General features: G+C 43.8%; 16 protein-coding genes. 6 read left to right on the forward strand and 10 right to left on the reverse strand.

The annotated features are described in order from the left end of the window. Positions 1-15: 15 nt before the first annotated feature. The 3 genes from ACTJKG_RS19280 to ACTJKG_RS19290 form a co-directional block, all read right to left on the reverse strand. A complete protein-coding gene (locus ACTJKG_RS19280; protein ID WP_172338134.1) occupies positions 16-402 on the reverse strand; it encodes a chorismate mutase in 387 nt (128 codons plus the stop codon). 101 nt (positions 403-503) lie between these two features. Then, on the reverse strand, positions 504-866 hold the full coding sequence (locus tag ACTJKG_RS19285) for a hypothetical protein (RefSeq protein WP_172338133.1): 363 nt from the start codon (positions 864-866) through the stop codon (positions 504-506). A gap of 11 nt (positions 867-877) precedes the next feature. Beyond that, positions 878-1,483 carry a DUF998 domain-containing protein gene (locus ACTJKG_RS19290; protein ID WP_440740169.1) on the reverse strand — a complete coding sequence of 202 codons (606 nt, stop codon included), beginning with the start codon at positions 1,481-1,483 and terminating at the stop codon, positions 878-880. 311 nt (positions 1,484-1,794) lie between these two features. Here ACTJKG_RS19290 and ACTJKG_RS19295 point away from each other — a divergent pair, with 311 nt between their 5' ends. Beyond that, positions 1,795-4,575 (forward strand): ABC transporter permease, encoded by a 2,781-nt coding sequence (locus ACTJKG_RS19295; protein ID WP_253952332.1) that lies wholly within the window; start codon positions 1,795-1,797, stop codon positions 4,573-4,575. 75 nt (positions 4,576-4,650) lie between these two features. Here ACTJKG_RS19295 and ACTJKG_RS19300 read toward each other — a convergent pair whose 3' ends face one another. The 5 genes from ACTJKG_RS19300 to ACTJKG_RS19320 form a co-directional block, all read right to left on the reverse strand. Further along, positions 4,651-6,162, reverse strand: coding sequence for a RagB/SusD family nutrient uptake outer membrane protein (locus tag ACTJKG_RS19300; protein WP_172338131.1), 1,512 nt, complete (start codon positions 6,160-6,162; stop codon positions 4,651-4,653). 76 nt (positions 6,163-6,238) lie between these two features. Further along, positions 6,239-9,337 carry a SusC/RagA family TonB-linked outer membrane protein gene (locus ACTJKG_RS19305; RefSeq protein ID WP_172338130.1) on the reverse strand — a complete coding sequence of 1,033 codons (3,099 nt, stop codon included), beginning with the start codon at positions 9,335-9,337 and terminating at the stop codon, positions 6,239-6,241. A gap of 210 nt (positions 9,338-9,547) precedes the next feature. Next, the gene (locus ACTJKG_RS19310) at positions 9,548-10,846 is read right to left on the reverse strand and encodes a hypothetical protein (protein WP_172338129.1); all 1,299 of its coding nucleotides are present in this window, start codon (positions 10,844-10,846) and stop codon (positions 9,548-9,550) included. 540 nt (positions 10,847-11,386) lie between these two features. Next, entirely contained in the window at positions 11,387-11,944 is a 558-nt protein-coding gene (locus tag ACTJKG_RS19315) for a pyridoxamine 5'-phosphate oxidase family protein (RefSeq protein WP_440740170.1), read from the reverse strand. Positions 11,945-11,947: 3 nt separating this feature from the next. Beyond that, positions 11,948-12,358, reverse strand: coding sequence for a winged helix-turn-helix transcriptional regulator (locus tag ACTJKG_RS19320; protein ID WP_172338144.1), 411 nt, complete (start codon positions 12,356-12,358; stop codon positions 11,948-11,950). Between the two features lie 94 nt (positions 12,359-12,452). Here ACTJKG_RS19320 and ACTJKG_RS19325 point away from each other — a divergent pair, with 94 nt between their 5' ends. After that, positions 12,453-12,836 (forward strand): DoxX family protein, encoded by a 384-nt coding sequence (locus ACTJKG_RS19325; protein ID WP_172338127.1) that lies wholly within the window; start codon positions 12,453-12,455, stop codon positions 12,834-12,836. Here ACTJKG_RS19325 and ACTJKG_RS19330 read toward each other — a convergent pair. Together ACTJKG_RS19330 and ACTJKG_RS19335 are read right to left on the reverse strand one after the other, a co-directional pair. Next, entirely contained in the window at positions 12,811-13,521 is a 711-nt protein-coding gene (locus tag ACTJKG_RS19330) for a hypothetical protein (RefSeq protein WP_440740171.1), read from the reverse strand. The genes ACTJKG_RS19325 and ACTJKG_RS19330 overlap by 26 nt on opposite strands. Positions 13,522-13,595: 74 nt before the next feature. Next, positions 13,596-14,453, reverse strand: a complete 858-nt coding sequence (locus tag ACTJKG_RS19335) for a helix-turn-helix domain-containing protein (RefSeq protein ID WP_440740172.1) — start codon at positions 14,451-14,453, stop codon at positions 13,596-13,598. A 550-nt stretch (positions 14,454-15,003) separates the two neighbouring features. On the opposite strand from ACTJKG_RS19335, the gene kdpF reads away from it, so the two are divergent. The 4 genes from kdpF to ACTJKG_RS19355 all read left to right on the forward strand — a co-directional run bounded on the left by kdpF (position 15,004) and on the right by ACTJKG_RS19355 (position 19,606). Continuing rightward, positions 15,004-15,081, forward strand: a complete 78-nt coding sequence (gene kdpF / locus ACTJKG_RS19340; protein ID WP_076377293.1) for a K(+)-transporting ATPase subunit F — start codon at positions 15,004-15,006, stop codon at positions 15,079-15,081. An 11-nt stretch (positions 15,082-15,092) separates the two neighbouring features. Further along, complete coding sequence (gene kdpA, locus ACTJKG_RS19345; protein ID WP_172338124.1) at positions 15,093-16,808, forward strand: potassium-transporting ATPase subunit KdpA; 1,716 nt, start codon at positions 15,093-15,095, stop codon at positions 16,806-16,808. Between the two features lie 110 nt (positions 16,809-16,918). Further along, positions 16,919-18,949 carry a potassium-transporting ATPase subunit KdpB gene (kdpB, locus tag ACTJKG_RS19350; RefSeq protein ID WP_172338123.1) on the forward strand — a complete coding sequence of 677 codons (2,031 nt, stop codon included), beginning with the start codon at positions 16,919-16,921 and terminating at the stop codon, positions 18,947-18,949. A 90-nt stretch (positions 18,950-19,039) separates the two neighbouring features. Continuing rightward, positions 19,040-19,606 carry a K(+)-transporting ATPase subunit C gene (locus ACTJKG_RS19355; RefSeq protein WP_172338122.1) on the forward strand — a complete coding sequence of 189 codons (567 nt, stop codon included), beginning with the start codon at positions 19,040-19,042 and terminating at the stop codon, positions 19,604-19,606. The last annotated feature ends 37 nt before the right edge of the window (positions 19,607-19,643 follow it).

Genomic DNA, 19,643 nt, shown 5'->3' on the forward strand with positions numbered 1-19,643 from the left:
TTAACAAAGCTTCAATTACTTTTGCGCCTTGATCTCTTCCTCTATCCGCAAGCTTTCTTTGTGTATAGCGTTCATCAGTTCGGTTACAAAAGTTTCTGATAACCCTTCTTTTTTACCGGCCTCAATACTTTTTTCGATCACCTGTTTAAAACGGTCGGCTTGCAGGGCGGGGATATTGTTTTGTGCTTTATAAACACCAATTTCTTTTACCACTCTTTCGCGTTCGCCCAGCAGGGCTATCAAAGCTTTATCCAAAGAGTCGATCTTTTTGCGGCTTATCTGCAGGGTTTGGTCGTTGCCTTTTGGAGTTTTCATTGGTGCTGTTTGTGCGCTAACTAAACTATAACTAAACAGGGCTAATAATAATAAGCCAAACACACGGCTGTATAATTTTATTTTCATGTCTTTTTAACCTATAAACCGGCTAATTATTATCAATGTTTTCAATTATGCATAAAAAAAGCAGGTATAACTATACCTGCTTTTTAGATAACTCCTATGAGTTATCGCCCATCGGCGTTGTGGCCGTGTCTGATCATGTCTTTAACCGCCAGGGCCAAAAATCCCTTGTCGGCTTCGCCAAGCATAGTTTGTTTGCCGCCGTCGTTTATTTCATAAGTGATCTTGCCATGATAGTCGCTCTCGGCAACCAGCTGTTTGCCATCCCGCGAGTATTTTACATAGCCATTGGGTGAAATGCTTTGAATACCGGTGCCATCGGGCGTAAAATAGGTTTGGCCCACATATTCTATTCTTACCGTTAAACCATTTGCATTTTCCACAATAGTAGTATGTCTTTTGCCAAATCTGCAGGCAGTTACCGATAAAAGGATACCCATAACCGCTATTAATTGTAGTTTTTTCATGATATAAATTTTTAGTGATTTAAAAGTTGTTGATTTTCCTGTAATGAAACCAGTCTGATGAGCCCTACACTCAAACCCATGAACCAAACCGACCAGCCCAAATGCGCAAACCGCTGAATAAGGCCCGGATAAACATTTTCAATAGCAGGTACAAAGCGTAAAAATATAAGCAGCATGAGTGACAGGCTGATTAAGGAAATTATTCTGACCGATACCAGCTCTTGTCTGCCCCGCCATAAAATGACAACCAGTAAAGCGCCCAGGTATAACAGTAAAAAAAAGGGCCCCGAAGCAGAATGAAGATGATTGCCTGCGTGAAACATGGCAACCCAGCCCATCATCAAAGTAAACGCGGGCAGTGTAAATACTGGGATAAGGTTAAGGCCTAATTGTTTACAGGCCCCATAAACACCCATGATAAAAAACATACTTAAAATGGCGCCAAACATGGTTAGGGTTGCCATTAAAGGTTCGGATCGGGTACCCATGGCGCCAAGCTCGCTAACAGTATTACTCAGGTGGTTATAGTTACCATGAATAAAACCGCATATGATGGTGGAGGCCCAAAAAATTATCGGGATAATAATGCCTGTGTATAGTAATGTTTTGATGTTCATGATAGTTAAGGTTAAAAATTAAAACAAATATATATATAACATGGTACTATACAATACATAGTACTGTATATTTTTTTATTATTTGCTGCAACCTATTGATATGAGGGCGCGTCATATAAAGCGTATATACTATTAATACTATGCTAAATGGATAGAATAAATGGCTCAAAAGCGAACATTCTGTACGGATACGGACGATTTATTTAATATTTTTTGTATTTAATTCATTGTAAATGAATTATTTATAATAGTGGCACGTATTTTATCATAAAGTTTACTATACCTATAACTTATTTAAACCCGTTTGCGAAATGAATACAGAAGACCGTATCTGGCATCTGATGATAAAAAGGCTCACCCACGAAGCCTCTGCAAAGGAGTTACAGGAGTTGGATACATTGCTCAATGAAAATCCGGATTTTAAGAACAGCGTTAGACTCATGTTGGAGTGGTGGGAGCCCGGAGCAGTGCAGGAGAGTCCGGAAGAGTATAGCTATTATCTTTTTAAAAAGATCCTCAAACGTATCCGGGAAGCGGAAGCAAACGCCAAACCAGCTAACCCTTATAAAGAAACAGGTACCGGTTATTCTGAACCGGGCTTTAAAAAAAAAGTACCAGGCAATCCAATTGATAACTTTGTAAGCCATTTTACCATGATAAAAAATTACTTGAAAATCGCGCTAAGACAATTGCTCAAACAGAAAATGTACGCGGCCATTAAAGTTGGTGGTTTTGCGTTGAGCATTGCCGCCTGCCTGCTTATCGCCCTGTATATAAGGGAGGAGCTGAGCTTTGATAAAAGTTACCCGGATGCCAACCGTATTTACCGGATAGTAGGGCAATACAATTTTGATCAGGTTCATGAAAAAGGAGTTGACTGGCCAGCGGTAATGGGGCGGACAATAAAATCTGATTTTCCGGAAGTGGAGCAATTTGGCCGCTTAATGCCCAACTCGCTTTTTTGGGGCGCCGGGAGCAATGAGCTAAAACGGAGCGATGCCCCCGAAAATACACATGAGGAAGGGTTCGCTTATGCCGATCAAACTTTGCTTGATATATTAAAACTGCCTATGGTTTATGGCGATGCCGCTCATGCGCTTAGCGAGCCTTATACCATGCTGATATCAAAAAGCAAGGCCGATAAATATTTTCCCGGTCAAAACCCGGTTGGTAAGGTGATGTACCTGAACAATAATAAAAGTAAGGCCTATAAAATTGGCGGTGTGATGCAGGATATCCCGGCCACATCTCACCTGCACCAATATAACTTTTTGCTAACCCTTGCCGGTGTGGAATTTTGGAACGGCGAGCAAACTACCTGGCAGGCCAGCAATTACCACGTTTATGTTAAACTAAAACCGGGAACTAATGCCGCCGGGTTTAGTAAAAAGATAACCCATGCGGTAATCAACAATTATTATATCCCCGATATGATTAAGAGCGGGGACAAGAACGCGTCAAAAATTGCGGCAGCATTAAGTATGTATGCGCAAAATGTTCAGGACATCAACCTCCGGTCATATGACATTCATGATGGCGAATCGCATGGTGATATCCGTTTCATTTGGCTATTTGGCGCTGTGGCGGGTTTTATATTGGTTATAGCCTGTATCAATTTTATCAATCTTTCTACCGCTAAATCGGCCAACCGGGCTAAGGAGGTTGGTTTACGCAAGGTGGTAGGTTCGCAACGCAGCGGTTTAATCAGTCAGTTTTTAACCGAATCTTTATTATACAGTTTCTTTTCCTTCATCTTGGGTTTAATACTGGCTGTTGTACTGCTGCCTTATTTTAATGTACTGGCATCAAAATCATTAACTATACCCTGGCAGCAGTGGTGGCTGTTACCAACAGTATTGGTATCGGCTGTTCTGATTGGTGTAGTTGCGGGAATCTATCCCGCATTCTACCTGTCGGGCTTTAAGCCTGCCGAAGTGTTGAAAGGCAAGCTGAGTACAGGCGCTAAAAGCTCTGGATTGCGTAACGGGCTTGTTGTTTTTCAGTTCACCACATCCATCATTCTCATCATCAGCACATTTATTATTTACAACCAGATGCAATTCATCCTCAATAAAAAGGTTGGGTTTGAAAAAGACCAGGTAGTGATGATTCAAGGAACCAATACCTTGCAGGATAATGAAGTAAAGAGCTTTAAGAATGAACTGTTAAAACTGCAAGCAGTAAAAAGCGTATCCATCAGCGATTTTTTACCGGTGGCCGGAACTAAACGCAACGGTAACGAATTTTTTAATGAAGGAAGGGTTAAAGTGGATGTTGGCGTTGGCAGCCAGTTTTGGGATGTGGATGAAGATTATATCAAAACCTTTGGTATGAAGCTTGTTGCCGGTCGTAATTTTAACCCGGCCATGAAAACCGATTCGCAGGCGGTGATCATCAATCAAAATTTGGCGCAAAAACTCAACCTTAAAAATCCGATAGGTAAAAGGATAGTGAATTATGGCGCGCCGAAGGAGATCATCGGTGTGGTGCAGGATTTTAATTTTGAGTCATTGCGCGATGGGATTAGTCCGTTAGTAATGCATTTAAGTACCAGCAATTCCATCGTATCGGTAAAAGTAAAAACCGGCGACATGAAAAATACGCTGGCCGAGATCACCCGCACCTGGAAAAGCTTTTCGCCCAATCAACCCATACGTTACACCTTTATGGATGAACGTTTTGCCGGCATGTATGCCGATGTGCAGCGCATGGGGCGCATATTTACCAGTTTTGCCATACTGGCCATTATTATAGCCTGCCTTGGCTTGTTTGCCCTGGCGGCCTATATGGCCGAGCAGCGGAGCAAGGAGATCGGGATCCGCAAGGTGCTGGGTGCCAGTATTGGCAACATCACTACGTTGTTATCGCTTAATTTTATCAAGCTGGTATTTATAGCTATTATCATAGCATCGCCCATAGCCTGGTGGGCCATGACCAAGTGGCTGCAGGATTTTACCTACCGTATTCCTATTGGCTGGGAAGTGTTTGTATTTGCTGGCGTAGTTGCTATCGGGATAGCCCTGTTTACGGTAAGTTTTCAATCTATCAAAGCGGCCATTGCCAACCCTGTTAAAAGCCTCAGAAGCGAGTAACCCATCTTAACCTGTCATAAAAAAACAGCCCCGGTTTTGTCCGGGGCTGTTCTGTTTTATATTAACCTATATTAATTAAAAGCCTGGGTTATTAGGCAATAATTTTGGATTAACATCTGTTTCCTGTTTTGGTAAAGGGAACAATAATTGTTTTTCGGAATAAGTTGCGTTGAACACGGTTTTGTGTCCCACAAAATTATCCCAGTTACCGGTAACATCGTTATGTATTTTGCGTGTGCGAATCATGTCAAACCACATTTTATTTTCAAAACAAAGCTCAAAATAACGTTGCAGCCATACTTCTTTCTCAAACGCATCTTGTGACAATGCACCTATTGCAGCCAGGCCAGCCCTTGAACGGATCTGGTTCACATACTGAATAGCATTGGCATTTGGTGACCCTTCGGCACGGTTTGATGCTTCGGCATACATCAACATCACATCGGCCAAACGGTAAATGGTGTAGTTCAAATCTGATTTTGCAGTATTGGTAACCGCGTTTACATCAAACCATTTGTAGATGTAGTGATTTTTAAACACAACCGGCGCGTTCGGTGCTTTAATAGAAGGATAGCTGGTGTAAAAGAATTGTTTTTCTGCTACACGTTTATCACCTGCCGGGAATGAAGCAATGAACTGATCTGTTGGCCAAACCGATCCGTACTCGTCTGAGTATTTAGAAATACCCGAAAAGTTAGGAATAGTAAGTGGTGTAAGCGGATTTGCTTGCGGAACAGAAGCGGCGTACTGTACCTGAAAGATAAACTCGCCAAGGTTTTTGTTGGATGGGTTGATCATATCGGTATAGTTAGGGAACAAAGAGTATTTACCGCTTTGTATTACAGCCAGTGAGCGTTTTGCCGATTCGGCATAATATTGCGCCCCACCGTTAATAGCTGCACCTGCATAGGTTAAATAAACATCGGCCAGCAGCGATTGCACCACGCCCATGGTTACTCCCCCGGTTGATGTTGCTACCGGTAAAGTTGATTTCTCGGCGGCTAACAGATCGGGGATGATAATCTCGTCATAGATCTGTTTGGCAGGTACACGCGGCACTTGCAGGTTAAGATCTTTTGGCGGTTCGGTTATTTTAGGAACCGCACCATACATACGCACCAGGAAAAAGTAGTAAAGAGCACGCATGGTACGGGCTTCGGCCACCATGTTGTTTTTTGCTTCGTCGGTTAATCCCGCGGCATTAATAAGCGGGATCCTTTGGATAGCCAGGTTACAGGCACCCACACCCAGGTACATTTGCTGCCACCAGGTATCAAAATAAAACGACGTATTGCTGTAAATAAGGGTCTGGAAGTTTACAAAGCCTGTTTGCCCCAGGTCGCTGTTGGCTTTACCGGTCATAAACTCCATCAGGTTCCAGGTATTACCACCATATGAGCCAGACTGGCCGGCCAATAGGCCTGTTAGATTTTGATAAGATCCGTTAGCAAATGCCCGGGCCACCTTTGCGCTTGAAAGGTCGGCATCTGGCGTTAGAACTGATTTGGGATGCTCTTCCAAAAACTTTTTGCATGAGCACGCAAGTACTAAGCCCGATATGATTAATATGTTTTTTAATATTCTCATTTTAGTAAGTTTTTATATGGTTACTATTATCCTTCATTCCTATTTTTCTTTCTGATTGTATCATACCATACTGTTTTTAAAATCCAACCTGTAAACCAAGGTTCCAGATACGTGGACGAGGGTTTGCAAAAAAGTCGATATTTTGAGTAAACGCAGGGTTTGAACCATAAGAGTTATTAAAGGTGTCAACCTCCGGATCATAACCAGTATACTTGGTTATTACAAACAAGTTTTGCACACTGGTATAAATACGGAAACGGGTTACATGCAATTTTTGCAATGCAGAGGTCGGTAAGTTGTAACCCAGTACAAAGTTTTGGCCACGTATAAATGATCCATCTTCAACCCACCAGGTATCAAAGTGCGAGTCTTGTGCATATTTATAGTTACGCACTTGTGATATCATCGTGTTCTGGTTGTTTGGGGTCCATCCGTTTAAAACTGTTTTTAAACTGTTGGAGATGGTTTGCCTGTCTTCAACTGAGTGTTTAAAGTTAGCAGCCGTATTTACACCCTGTACAAAACGGATATCGAATGAGAAATCCCAGTTTTTGTACTTGATGGTACTGTTGAAGTTACCTGTCCATTTTGGATTTGACCGGCCTATAATACTGTAATAGTTACTACCATCAGCATTATAAATATATTTCCTGTCGCCAGCTTTTAAACCATGTTTGGCTGCTTCTGCAATATCTGCTGCATTATCACCATAGGTACCTACACGGGTCATGCCGTAAAATGAGCCTATTGGTGCACCAACACGTATCACATAGTTTTGTCCAAGGAAGTTAGGGCCAGGGAAAATATCGGCGTTTCCATCGTTCAACTTGGTTACCTTGTTTTGGTTGGCGGCAAAGATGATACCGGTACTCCACTCCAGATCGCTGGTTTTAACGTTAACCGTATTCAGGCTTAGCTCAATACCTGAGTTTTTCATGGAGCCTACGTTTTTGTAAACGTTGGCAGTGGTGAAACCTGCCGACCACGGAATAGGGGCCTGCAATAATACGTCGGTAGTAGTACGTTGATAGTAATCCAAATCTAAGTTAACACGGCCATGAAACAAGCCTAATTCGATACCACCATCAATCTGGCGTGTTTTTTCCCATTTCAGATCCGGGTTACCCAGGTAACTTGGCAGCAATGAAATTACCGCTTGTCCGTTCTGCACGGTTTGGCCTGTACCATACTGGGCCAGTGAGCGGTAGTTACCAATTTCCTGGTTACCGGTGTAGCCAAAGCTTGCTCTTAGTTTTAAGTTAGAAATGGTTTCACTGTTTTTCAGGAAATCCTCCTGTGATACGCGCCATGCGGCACCCAATGACGGGAAGAAAGCGAATTTATGCCCTGCGGCTGGTCTTGATGAACCATCATAACGACCGGTTGCGGTAAACAAATACTTTTCGTCGATATTATAGCTGATACGACCATAGTATGAGTTTAACGAACCGGGATAAAGCGCGCCAGGTGAACTTGGGTTTTCATCAGATCCTGATGCACTTTTAACAGAACCGGCGCCCAGGTTATTAAACTGGAAAAAGTCGTCAATAAAGTTTTGGGTTTCAACGTTTGATCGCTGATATACTGATCTGCTAAAAGATATACCAGCCAATGCGGTAAACCTTTGATGATCATTGATCTTTTTGTTCCAGGTAAGATAATTTTCAGTTTGCCAGAAATAAGTGGTGTTGGAGTTAACGCTGGCAATACCACCCTGATCGGCTGATAAGTGCTGCAGATCTAATGATGAGTAAAAGTTATTTTTTTGCCCGATGAGGTTATACCCGAAATCTGTTTTAAATTCAAGCTCTGAGGATATCTTAGCGGTTGCATAGATATTACCCAATACCTGTAAGGTATTATTAATAGTATACCGCTCATTGGCAGTTTGTATTGGGTTTGGAGCGCCTTCTAAACCAGCAATATCATAGTTGCCGGCCCAGGTTCCGTTTGGATATTTGATAGGTACAATCGGCACTTCCTCGCTTACAGCCCGGGGTACGTTCAAACCACCATTGTTATCTGTTACCAAACGCTGGCGACTAAAAATGCCATTGATACTGCCCCCTATTCTTAACCAATCCTTTACATCGTTATCCATGGTCATTTTAACCGAGTAACGTTTAAAGTTTGATGTGGGGGTTAAGCCATTTTGGTTAAGATAACCCAATGATAAGCTGTAAACAGATTTGTCGCTGCCACCCTGAATATTCAATTGATGGCTTTGTGAAAAAGCGGGCTTATACGTTTCCTTCTCCCAATTGGTATCATATTTCGGGCTGTTGTCCGAATTAAATAGTAATGGGAAATTTTGATACGTTAATGCCTTGGCTGGTGATTGTGTCGCACCGGTTGGATCAAATTTTGACCCGTTTGCAAATGATTGGTTGTAAATTTCTACAAATTCTTTGGAGTTAAGTGTTGGCACATGCCTGTAAAGTTGGCTGATGTTGGTATTGGCTTCGTAACTAATGGTAGCAGGACCTTTGCGGCCACGTTTGGTGGTTACCATGATAACACCATTGGCACCACGTACACCATAGATAGCAGTTGATGAGGCATCTTTTAAAACCTCAATTGATGAAATATCATTAGGGTTGATAGAGTTGGGGTCAACACCTACCACACCATCAACTACGTAAATAGGGTCGACGTTGGAGTTGATGGAACCTATACCCCTGATGCGCACCTTTGCCGCAGCACCCGGCGCATTACTGTTAACGCTTACGTCAACACCGGCAACCTTGCCTTGTAAGGCCTGAGATAAGTTGGGCACAGGTTTATCAAGCAATTGCTCGGCTTTAACAGTAGCTACAGAGCCCGTTAAATCTGATTTTTTTGCCGTACCGTAACCAATTACCACTACCTCATTCAAGGCGCTTGAGGTTTCTTTTAATTGAACATTTATGGTACTCCTGCCGGCTGCGCTTACTTCTTGCGCCGCAAAGCCGGTATAGGTGAATATTAAAACAGCATTGGCATTGGGTAATGTAATGCTATAGTTTCCGTTGGCATCAGAAACGGTACCGCTTGGGGTGCCTTTTATTTTGATGCTTACAGCAGGTAAAGGCGAGTTGTCTTGCGCGCTGGTAACCTTTCCGCTAATTTTAAGCTGTGCCATCGCCTGCAGGGATAGCAGGGTGAACAGGATCGAGTAAATAAGGATTTTCTTCATAACGTTAATTAATAATTTAACAATTGATTCTTCGGAGGAGTGTAGCGCCGTGTGTGAGAATGGCGGCTAACGACTAAGGAGGCTGGTGATAAACGGTAGCCCTGCCCTTAAAAAAGAGCAAAGACATCCCCGCTACCTTTATGGTATTATTTTTTTTCATGAAAAATTGATTTAGTACTGGTTTTCTAAAATTGTATGCTAATAAGTGTTTTATTTATTTTTAATAGCCCATTGTTTTAAAACTGTAATTGCATCAAATAAAACACCGGCTTCGCCCCTGAAATCGCCCGAACCTTTGGGGGCGCCGGTTTGCACATCGTACCATTCATAAAAGCCTTTGTGTGTAATGGCACGGTCAATCATCGGTATTAATTCGTTATACGCATCCTTTGCCTGATTATTGGCCACCAGGGCTGCTATCATTCGCCCGCCAAACCAGGTCCAGTCGCCGGCATTCTGATAATTGTAAGGGTGCATGTTAGGAAATTGCGCGGCAGGGTAAGCCGGATAAACCGTTTTACCAATCGTGGAGTATTTATCAACGGCCGCGGCGGCTAATAGTTGCCTGTTTATTTCTTTGATCTCGGCGGGAGTGTTAAACCCGGCGAGTATAGCGCAGATAGATCCGCCGCTATACAGGATCTCGTTTTCGTTAAAATCTTTGGAGAATGGGCTTCCGTTCAAATAAAGATGGGGAAGGTATTTCTGGGCTTGCGGCATCCACAGGTACTTACGTACATTTTTTTTGATGGTATTGGCTACCAGGGTCCAGTTTTGTTTGGTTTGATATCCCTGCGGTTTTATAGCCATAAAATCATGAATAGCCATTACATACATGGCATTATCATAAATATCAATGGCCCATTTGGTTTTATTGTTGATGGCTACGCCCCAGCCCGTCTCGGGTTGTACATCGCCCCAATCAATAGTAGTGGCCCCGGTTACCAGGCCATATCTGGCAGACCATCTGTCTTTTTGAATATAGACAAAAGCATCTTCCATGCGTTGCAGAACCGTTTTAGCACCTATAACCTCGGCCAATATCGAACGGTCGCCGGTCACATCTATATATTTTTTTACAGCCTGGATAAGGGAGGATTCCTGGTCGGTTTCGACAGTGTTTTTATGTGCTGCCCAGCCTGGCAGTAATTTAGAGTAGCGGTATTGATAACCTACACCAGCCTTTGCACTATCAACCACACCATCAACAATGTTGCCATCGGCACCCTGAATTTTAAAAAACATCAGGAGCATTTCCTTTACTTTTTCTTTGGGGTGTACTTTTAAGGATCCTTTGATGAAGGTGTTAAAATCCCTGATCCATACTTCGTTATAGGAGGTGCCGGCCGAAAAACCAGAAAGCAGTTTTAAACCCCGTGCCTGTATGGTATCCAGACGGCTGTCTGTCAGTATAGAATCGGCCAAAGCAGTGTTGTCTTTTACCTGCGCGGTTACATGCAGATAAAATGGACACAGGAATATAAACACACCTAGTAAACGTATCTTCATGCAGGGATCGTTAAGGATGTAATATGGTTAAAAGTGTATTTTTAATAGGCAAAATACACTGTGTGAAATTGGTTATATTATATGTACAAACATACGTACATTAAATTCATTTCCAAACTTTTTGTGTTATAAAACGGTTAAATTTTTGGTGTGGAATAATTATAAATCTTAATCGGCGGTTAAAGGTAAAGTATTTGTTACAAAAAATGTCATAAAGATTTAAACTTAATCGATTAAGAGGGTTTGATTTAACTGAGAATAGCAGCAGAATGCTTTTGATATGTACTCTCATAATTTTATATGAAAATACATATTTAATTAGCCTGAAGAATGATTTGCGCCGGAGTTTGCGTTTGTGGGCTGATAATGATGAAAAGGCAGGAGGGGGAAATGGTTTGAAAATGGGAGTAGCCCAAGCAACTACTAAAATGGGTGACCTCCCCGCTTTTATGCTATTTATTGATTTTCGGTGTATAATCATGGCTCTCTCCTGCCAAAGGAGAAAATAGCACAGATCTCTTTAGAAAACAGGTCAGTATGCTATTTAGATGAGTTAAACAAAGCGGTAGGCAGGCCATCCATACTGATCATATTTTTTTCCTTTTTATATGCCTCCAGGCCATCGGCGCCTTTGTTGGCTGCCCATTTATAAGCCTGGTCCCTTTCGCCTTCGTAGGTATAGTAGGGTACGCTAAACCCGCAGGAGGTTTGTACCTTGTGGATATCGGCCACGATGATTTGCCGTGTTGATAATAGAATATCGAATTTAGTGGCTAATATGCTCCACGCTTCATCACCAGGTAATACGGCGTATCCTTCGCCATATAAACGCAGGATATTGGGTGGGCCGTCAAAGGCGCAAAACATAATGGTGATACGCCCATTCTCCAGGATATGGGCCGATGTTTCGTTACCGCTGCCTATAATATCCATATAGGCTACTTTATTGGCCGATAATACTTTGAAACTATCTATCCCCTTGGGCGAAAGATTTACATGCCCGTTGGCTGCCAGTGGTGCCGAGGCCACAAAAAACATTTTCTGCTTTTCAATGAAAGCTTGGTGCTGTTCCTGTATGCTGTCAAAAAATCTGGCCATAATCTACTCATTTGTGTTAACGTTATCCACCTCTAAAACGGGCGTTTCGCGCCGGCTGGCAATGATGCGCTCCCGGTGCTGCTTTCCCCATTTTTGTAACTCTTCTAACACTGGTCCTAATGTTTGGCTATAAGGGGTAGCTTCATACGTAACGGTAACCGGGGTGGTTGAAAAAATGTTACGCTTTACAAATTCGTTCAACTCCAGCTCTTTGAGCTCTTTTGATAATATTTTAGGGGTGATGCCGCTTAAAGCTCTTTGGATATCATTAAAACGCAGCGGCCCATCAACAAGCGTCACAATAAGCGGCAATTTCCATTTTCCGTTGAGTACATAAAGTGCATCTCTGATTGAGCTTGCGGCGGCCTTGCACTCCGTTGAACTGTGATCTCTTTTTTTTAACTGACCTTCCATAAATAATACTGCTATACTCAAAGATACTACTATCCTTTGGTATAGTAGTATCTTTTTAATAGTAAAGGTAGTTAAGTTTGCTTGAAAAAAGAAAATGAAAGCATTCAAGATCACTTACTGGATAACCACGGCCATAGTAGCCTTAATGATGACCTACTCGGCCTATGCCTATTTAACACTACCCACCATGAACCAGGCTTTTAGCCACCTGGGCTATCCGGGCTATTTCAGGGTAGAGCTGGCCCTGGCTAAACTGGCCGGCGCTGTTTTGCTATTGATTCCTCTAAAATCATTGATTAAAGAGTGGGTTTACGCGGGTTTTACTTTCACCTTTATATCGGCTTTTATAGCCCACAGCGCATCCGGCGATCCGGTAAACTATCGCGTAATGCCGATTATTTTCCTGGCGTTCCTGGCTGTATCCTACATTACCTGGCATAAGGTAAAACAAGCTACGACCAAAAGCCCTGTACTTTAATTTGCCCCGACGGATAACCCTGGTTTTTGAGCAGTTTACGCAGCTGGCCAACCATAGTATTATTGCCAACAAGGTAAAATACCGTGTTTTCCAGGCTGTATTGCTGTTCAAGCACCCATTCCATTAAACTGTGGTGACCAAAAATATCCTTGCGTGCCACCGGCTGTAAGGGCGACCAAAAATATTCATGGAATAACTTGCGGTGATGCTCGTTCCCAATAACCAGTCCGCCCGAAAAGCGGGTGTGCGGCAGTACCATTTTTTGCAGGGCCAGCAAGTGGCCCATGCTGCTTTCATCGCCCAGGGCAACAACTGCCGAAGTGGCAACAGGGGTGTGATAGGTTGAGCCTATTTTAAGATAACTCACCATATCATTTTGTTTGAGTTGCTGCGCCCATCTGCTGCCCGGCCCACTGTGCGCCGCATCTACATAAATAGTGCAGGTATTGGTTTCGGCATCCCAGCCCGATGGGGTATAATCACGGAAGGTGAAGTCGTCAACTCTGAATTTTATATAGGGTATCTCGCTCCATTGTGCTATATCGGCAGATGGCAGGTGCAGATCAACCTCAATCAAGGTAGATGGTTCCCAGTGCCGCACCTCAAGCACCCTACCGGATTGTAATCTGTTTTCGAACAGTTTCCCGGCTTTTTTTCTGATTTTTTGAAAAGTGGATGTTTCCATGGTAGTTTTTGAATTATACAAAGAAACTGCCTATTTACCCCCAAATCAATGAATAGCTTACGGTAATGATTGGACTATTTACGGTAATGTGTGCGGAATAAAAGTGGTGTGGTACCCTCGGCTTTTTTAAACAATCGTGAAAAGTAGGTATGGTCGGTATAACCCAATGTGTGGGCAATTTCTTTTACGTTCATCTCGCTGTAATACAGCAAACGCTTGGCTTCGAGCAATGCCTCCTGCTGGATCCAGTAACTCACCGAAAGGCCGGTTACTTTCTTGAGTGCCTCATTTAAATAAGTTTCTGAAACATTAAGCATGGAGGCATAGGCCGATGGGCTTTTAACCTGCCTGATATTACCAGCCAGTAGCTTTTTAAATTCCTGCGCCAGTTGTACCGGCCTGGATAGGGCAAACTGCGAATTGCAAAAGCCACTAAAGCAGCAGGCGGCTATACCTACAAAGGATTGTACCAGGGAATGTACCACCTGCAAATAAAACGGACCGGGGTTTTCTTCCCGGTATTTTTCCTGCATCAGGCATAACAGATCGGTACATTGTCTAAATTGCACCTCATCAAGCGTAAAAGGTTGCTGTAGTACCAGCTGGCTTTCAAAAACATTCCTGTAGTCGGGAGCTATTAACAAAGAATCGATGGCGATGAACCAGCCATAACCTATCTCATTGCGGATGCGGTGATGTACCTGCCCCGGTAATATATAATATAAGGAGGATGCGCCGAACCTTAACTCCTGGAAGTCGATCATGAGCGACGCCGTGCCTTGTTCAATAACAAAAAATATATAATGATCATCACGATGCGCGCCCAGGGTATTGGTTTCATCATCCGGTGGCAGATCTCCGGCAACAAAGCGCCTGATCTCGAGGCCTGTGGAGGCCCGCTCTCTGAGCTGATGGAACGGAATATCTTTCATTTTTTGTTATCCCGGCCAATATATGGCTATTTGGGTAAAAGAAAGGCTGTTTGAATGTCAAAATTAAAAAGGGGCTGGCGTAGAGACGACTCACCCCGCCTGCGTTGCGCTGGACGACCCTCTCTCCGCCTACGGCGGAAAGAGGGATGGCCTTTCTCTCCACGCGTCATTGCGAGCGCAGCGTGGCAATCCCCTACTTACAGAGCGGATCTGCCTATCGGGGATTGCCACGTCGTTCCTCCTCGCAATGACGCGCTGATAAAAATATGGTTAACGAACTAAAACAACTCCCACTTTGATACTTAAGCCTATCATTTTGATAGGTTGATTTTGCTCAAAAAGTTTTTTGCAATCCAAATGAACTAAATAAATAGCTGTATTACAGTTGTTTACTCGTATATTTTATTTATTGGCATTTACTTGGTAAAGGGACACTTAAAATACTTAATACTATGGATGTTTTACAAGTTGTTATTTATGTAGTGGTCTTTGCGGCCATCTTCTGGCTCTTTTTCAAATCCGTTAATTACTTCGAAAAAATCTAATCACCATGATCGCATTATTCATTGTGGCAATTGCCGTGTTTGTTTACATGGTGTACGTGCTGCTTAAACCCGAAAAATTTTAATTATTTAAACCATGAACACTGAAATTTCAGGTGTAGTATTTACCTACCTGCTCACGCTCGCGCTGGCCATACCTTTGGGCCGATATATAGCCCGCGTTTTTAAAGGCGAGAAAACCTGGCTCGACTTTCTGGCCCCGCTTGAACGCTTTATTTTCCGTTTCAGCGGCATCGATGCCAAAAAAGAAATGAACTGGAAACAGCATTTATTTGCCCTGCTTACTATCAATAGTGTATGGCTCATATATGCTTTTGTTTGTTTAATGGCACAAGGGCACTTGCCGCTCAATCCGGATGCTAACCCTGGCCAGTCGGCTGATACGGCTTTCAATACCGCCATTAGCTTTTTGGTGAACTGTAACTTACAGCACTACTCGGGCGAAAGCGGCGCCACCTATTTTACACAGCATTTTGTATTCATGTTCCTGCACTTTGTATCGGCTGCTACTGGTATTGCCGCGCTCATTGTAGTATTCAGGGCCATGAAAGATAAAGTGACCGATAAACTGGGTAACTTCTGGGATTATTTTGTAAAAACCGTTACCCGTGTATTACTGCCTATATCATTTGTAATAGCTGTTATTTTAGCCTTCAACGGCATGACCACCAGCTATGCCGGTAAAGATACTTTTATCAGCATGCAGGGCGATACCGTTCACGTATCACGCGGACCAGTTGCGGCCCTGGTAGCTATAAAACACCTGGGTACAAACGGTGGCGGCTGGTTTGGTGCCAACTCTGCCCACCCTATCGAAAACCCTAACTATGTAACCAACACTACCGAACTGGTAGCACAAACACTGATACCTATAGCCCTGGTATTTGCCTTAGGCTTTTATTTAAATAAAAAGAAATTCGCTTACGTGATATTTGGGGTGATGACGATAGGCATGCTCCTGTTCCTGATACCCACCATGAACGCCGAATTGAATGGCAACCCCGCCATCGCTAAAATGGGTGTAAGCCAAACAACCGGTGCTATGGAGGGTAAGGAAGTACGTTTTGGTCCGGCCAACTCGGCTTACTGGAGTGTGATCACTACTATTATATCTACAGGTTCGGTAAATTCCATGCATGATAGCGCTATGCCTATGTCTGGTAACATGATGTTGCTGGGTATGATGGTAAACTGCTTTTACGGCGGCTGCGGCGTGGGTATCCTCAACTTTTACATCTTTATCATCATCGCGGTATTTATATCGGGGCTGATGGTTGGGCGAACACCGGAGTTTTTTGGCCGTAAGATAGAGGCCCGCGAAATGAAGATCGCTTCGCTGATTGCCTTGCTGCACCCCTTTATCATCCTGGTGGGTTTGGCCATTTCATCATACGTAGTGGTAAACATGGCTGGTGCCGATTGGGCCGTTAAGCCATCGAGCTGGTTAAACAACCCTGGTAATCATGGGTTCTCCGAAATGCTGTATGAATATACTTCATCGGCAGCCAACAACGGTTCGGGCTTTGAAGGTTTGGGCGATGGTAACATTTTCTGGAACGTTACTACCGGTATTGTGATGATCCTGGGCAGATTCCTGCCAATTATTGGTCCGCTGGCTATTGCCGGTTTACTGGCCAATAAAAAATACATACCAGAATCGGCCGGTACATTAAAAAGTGATACATCAACCTTTGGGGTAATGATCTTCGCGGTGATCATCATCATTGCTGCCCTGTCATTCTTCCCAGCATTAGCATTAGGTCCAATTGCCGAACACTTTTCATTAAAATAAACACGAGCCTCACCCTGCCCTCTCCAAAGGAGAGGGTTCTTAAAAGTCCTCTCCTTTGGAGAGGGTTTAGGTGAGGCTAAACAAAGAGAAATAATCATATAGAATTCGTCATGAACTCAAATCAAAATACATTATTCCAGGGCGACCAGATGAAAGAGGCTTTTAAGCAGTCATTCATCAAACTAAACCCACGCATCCTGTTCCGCAACCCGGTGATGTTCACTGTAGAGATCGGTACGTTTGTGATGCTCATCGTCAGCATCTACTCTTTTGCCAATAAGGGCCAGGGTAGCTTTGCCTACAACTTTACCGTATTTGTTGTTTTATTGTTAACCGTACTGTTTGCCAACTTTGCCGAAGCCATTGCCGAAGCACGCGGTAAAGCACAAGCCGAAAGTCTGCGCAAAACCCGTGAAGAAACACCTGCCCGTTTGCTGGTGAACGGCAAGGAGCAGATGGTAATGTCATCCCAATTAAAAAAAGGCGATGTGTTTATCTGCGAAACAGGTGATAACATCCCTACCGACGGCGAGATTGTTGAAGGTATCGCTACCATTGATGAGTCGGCTATTACCGGCGAATCGGCCCCAGTTATCCGCGAGGCAGGTGGTGATAAATCGTCCGTTACCGGTGGTACCAAAGTACTGTCTGATAAGATCAAGGTGATGGTGACCACTCAGCCCGGCGAAAGCTTCCTGGATAAGATGATAGCCCTGGTTGAAGGTGCATCGCGCCAGAAAACCCCTAATGAAATTGCTTTAACTATTTTACTGTCAGGTTTTACTTTGATCTTCGTGATCGTATGCGTTACCCTGAAACCCTTTGGCGACTATGCTAATACCCCTATAACTATAGCTGCCTTTATCTCCCTGTTCGTTTGTTTGATCCCTACAACTATCGGCGGTCTGTTATCAGCCATCGGTATTGCAGGGATGGACAGGGCTTTACGCGCCAATGTGATCACCAAATCGGGTAAAGCGGTTGAAACTGCCGGTGACCTGGACACTTTGCTGCTGGATAAAACGGGTACCATCACTATAGGTAACCGTAAAGCCACCAACTTTTATCCCGCTACCGGAGTAACCCGCGAAAACTTTATTGCCGCCTGCGTGCTGAGCTCGCTGGCCGATGAAACTCCCGAAGGTAAATCGATAGTGGAACTGGCCCATGAGGATAAAAGCATGCCCAAAGTGGTTGCCCCTAACGGTGCGGTGTTTATTAAATTTACTGCCGAAACCCGTTCAAGCGGTTTGGATACGCCTGATGGTCTGCGCATCCGTAAGGGCGCGTTCGATTCTATCCGCAACATAGCCTTAAAGGCCGGTAACCCTTTCCCAACAGAAGTGGAAGATCATGTTAAAAAGATCTCCTCAAACGGTGGTACCCCACTGGTGGTATCGCAAAACGAAAAAATCATGGGTGTTATCGAGCTGCAGGATATCATCAAAACCGGTATTGCCGAACGTTTTGAGCGTCTGCGCAAAATGGGTGTAAAAACCGTAATGGTAACCGGCGATAACCCGCTTACTGCCAAATTTATTGCCGAAAAGGCCGGTGTGGACGATTTTATTGCCGAGGCTAAGCCTGAAGATAAAATGAACTACATTAAAAAAGAACAGCAAGGCGGTAAACTGGTAGCCATGATGGGCGACGGTACCAACGATGCACCAGCCCTGGCACAAGCCGACGTAGGCGTGGCCATGAACAGTGGTACCCAGGCTGCCAAGGAAGCCGGTAACATGGTGGATCTGGATAACGACCCCACCAAACTGATTGAAATTGTGGAGATAGGTAAACAGCTGTTGATGACCCGTGGTACGCTAACCACTTTCAGTATAGCCAATGACGTGGCCAAGTATTTCGCTATTGTACCAGCCTTGTTCATGGTATCTATACCATCATTAAAAGCGCTGAACATCATGGACCTGCATAGCCCGGAATCGGCCATATTATCGGCCGTAATATTTAACGCTATCATTATACCATTGCTGATACCACTGGCCCTGAGAGGTGTGGAATATAAACCGATAGGCGCCAGCGCGCTATTGCGCCGTAACCTGTTGATATACGGCTTGGGTGGTGTAGTCATTCCATTTATTGGTATTAAACTGATAGACCTGGCGGTAGGCTTGTTCTTATAAATAGAGTGCGGGTGTGGGTGCGAGACATTTATGCATCTCGCTCTGGCACTCACACTCAAATCTCGATCTCAAACATTAATAATTAAAAAAATGAAAACATATTTGTTGCCCTCATTAAAGTTAACGCTCATATTGATCGTAATACTTGCAGGCATATATCCACTGGCTATTGCCGGTGTAGGTAAATTAACTCCAGGCCATGGTGATGGCGAAACATTAAGCTATAAAGGTCGCGTGGTAGGCTACGCTTTAGAAGGCCAGAAATTTACAAAGGACGAATACTTCTGGGGCCGTCCATCTGCGGTTGATTACAATGCTGCCGGATCTGGTGGTTCAAACAAAGGTCCGTCAAATCCGGACTATTTGAAGGATGTTGAAAAACGTATCGAGGATTTCCTTAAACATAACCCTGGTGTAACCCGCGCGCAGATCCCTGCCGAACTGGTTACCGCATCGGGTAGTGGTCTGGACCCTGATATTTCAGCAGCCGGTGCGCAGGTACAGGTAGCCCGTGTGGCCAAAGCCCGTGGTTTATCTGCCGATCAATTAACCAAACTGGTTAATGAACATACCGAAAAACCGCTGTTGGGTTTGTTTGGTCCATCCAAAGTAAATGTGTTGAAACTGAATATAGCTTTAGAAGAGCTGAAAAAATAACCGGGACAGGGTCTGAATCAGAATTTACAGAATTTAA

The sequence above is a fragment of the Mucilaginibacter sp. 22184 genome (assembly GCF_052045695.1).
GTDB lineage: Bacteria > Bacteroidota > Bacteroidia > Sphingobacteriales > Sphingobacteriaceae > Mucilaginibacter.

What these genes read in the sequence shown, in the direction of transcription:
- ACTJKG_RS19305 (WP_172338130.1), bottom strand. Translation starts at nt 9,337, where the DNA reads ATGAAGAAAATCCTTATTTACTCGATCCTGTTCACCCTGCTATCCCTG.
- ACTJKG_RS19355 (WP_172338122.1), top strand. Translation starts at nt 19,040, where the DNA reads ATGAAAACATATTTGTTGCCCTCATTAAAGTTAACGCTCATATTGATC.
- ACTJKG_RS19285 (WP_172338133.1), bottom strand. Translation starts at nt 866, where the DNA reads ATGAAAAAACTACAATTAATAGCGGTTATGGGTATCCTTTTATCGGTA.
- kdpF (WP_076377293.1), top strand. Translation starts at nt 15,004, where the DNA reads ATGATCGCATTATTCATTGTGGCAATTGCCGTGTTTGTTTACATGGTG.
- kdpB (WP_172338123.1), top strand. Translation starts at nt 16,919, where the DNA reads ATGAACTCAAATCAAAATACATTATTCCAGGGCGACCAGATGAAAGAG.
- ACTJKG_RS19315 (WP_440740170.1), bottom strand. Translation starts at nt 11,944, where the DNA reads ATGGCCAGATTTTTTGACAGCATACAGGAACAGCACCAAGCTTTCATT.
- ACTJKG_RS19300 (WP_172338131.1), bottom strand. Translation starts at nt 6,162, where the DNA reads ATGAGAATATTAAAAAACATATTAATCATATCGGGCTTAGTACTTGCG.
- ACTJKG_RS19295 (WP_253952332.1), top strand. Translation starts at nt 1,795, where the DNA reads ATGAATACAGAAGACCGTATCTGGCATCTGATGATAAAAAGGCTCACC.
- ACTJKG_RS19280 (WP_172338134.1), bottom strand. Translation starts at nt 402, where the DNA reads ATGAAAATAAAATTATACAGCCGTGTGTTTGGCTTATTATTATTAGCC.
- ACTJKG_RS19290 (WP_440740169.1), bottom strand. Translation starts at nt 1,483, where the DNA reads ATGAACATCAAAACATTACTATACACAGGCATTATTATCCCGATAATT.
- ACTJKG_RS19310 (WP_172338129.1), bottom strand. Translation starts at nt 10,846, where the DNA reads ATGAAGATACGTTTACTAGGTGTGTTTATATTCCTGTGTCCATTTTAT.
- ACTJKG_RS19335 (WP_440740172.1), bottom strand. Translation starts at nt 14,453, where the DNA reads ATGAAAGATATTCCGTTCCATCAGCTCAGAGAGCGGGCCTCCACAGGC.
- ACTJKG_RS19330 (WP_440740171.1), bottom strand. Translation starts at nt 13,521, where the DNA reads ATGGAAACATCCACTTTTCAAAAAATCAGAAAAAAAGCCGGGAAACTG.
- ACTJKG_RS19325 (WP_172338127.1), top strand. Translation starts at nt 12,453, where the DNA reads ATGAAAGCATTCAAGATCACTTACTGGATAACCACGGCCATAGTAGCC.
- kdpA (WP_172338124.1), top strand. Translation starts at nt 15,093, where the DNA reads ATGAACACTGAAATTTCAGGTGTAGTATTTACCTACCTGCTCACGCTC.
- ACTJKG_RS19320 (WP_172338144.1), bottom strand. Translation starts at nt 12,358, where the DNA reads ATGGAAGGTCAGTTAAAAAAAAGAGATCACAGTTCAACGGAGTGCAAG.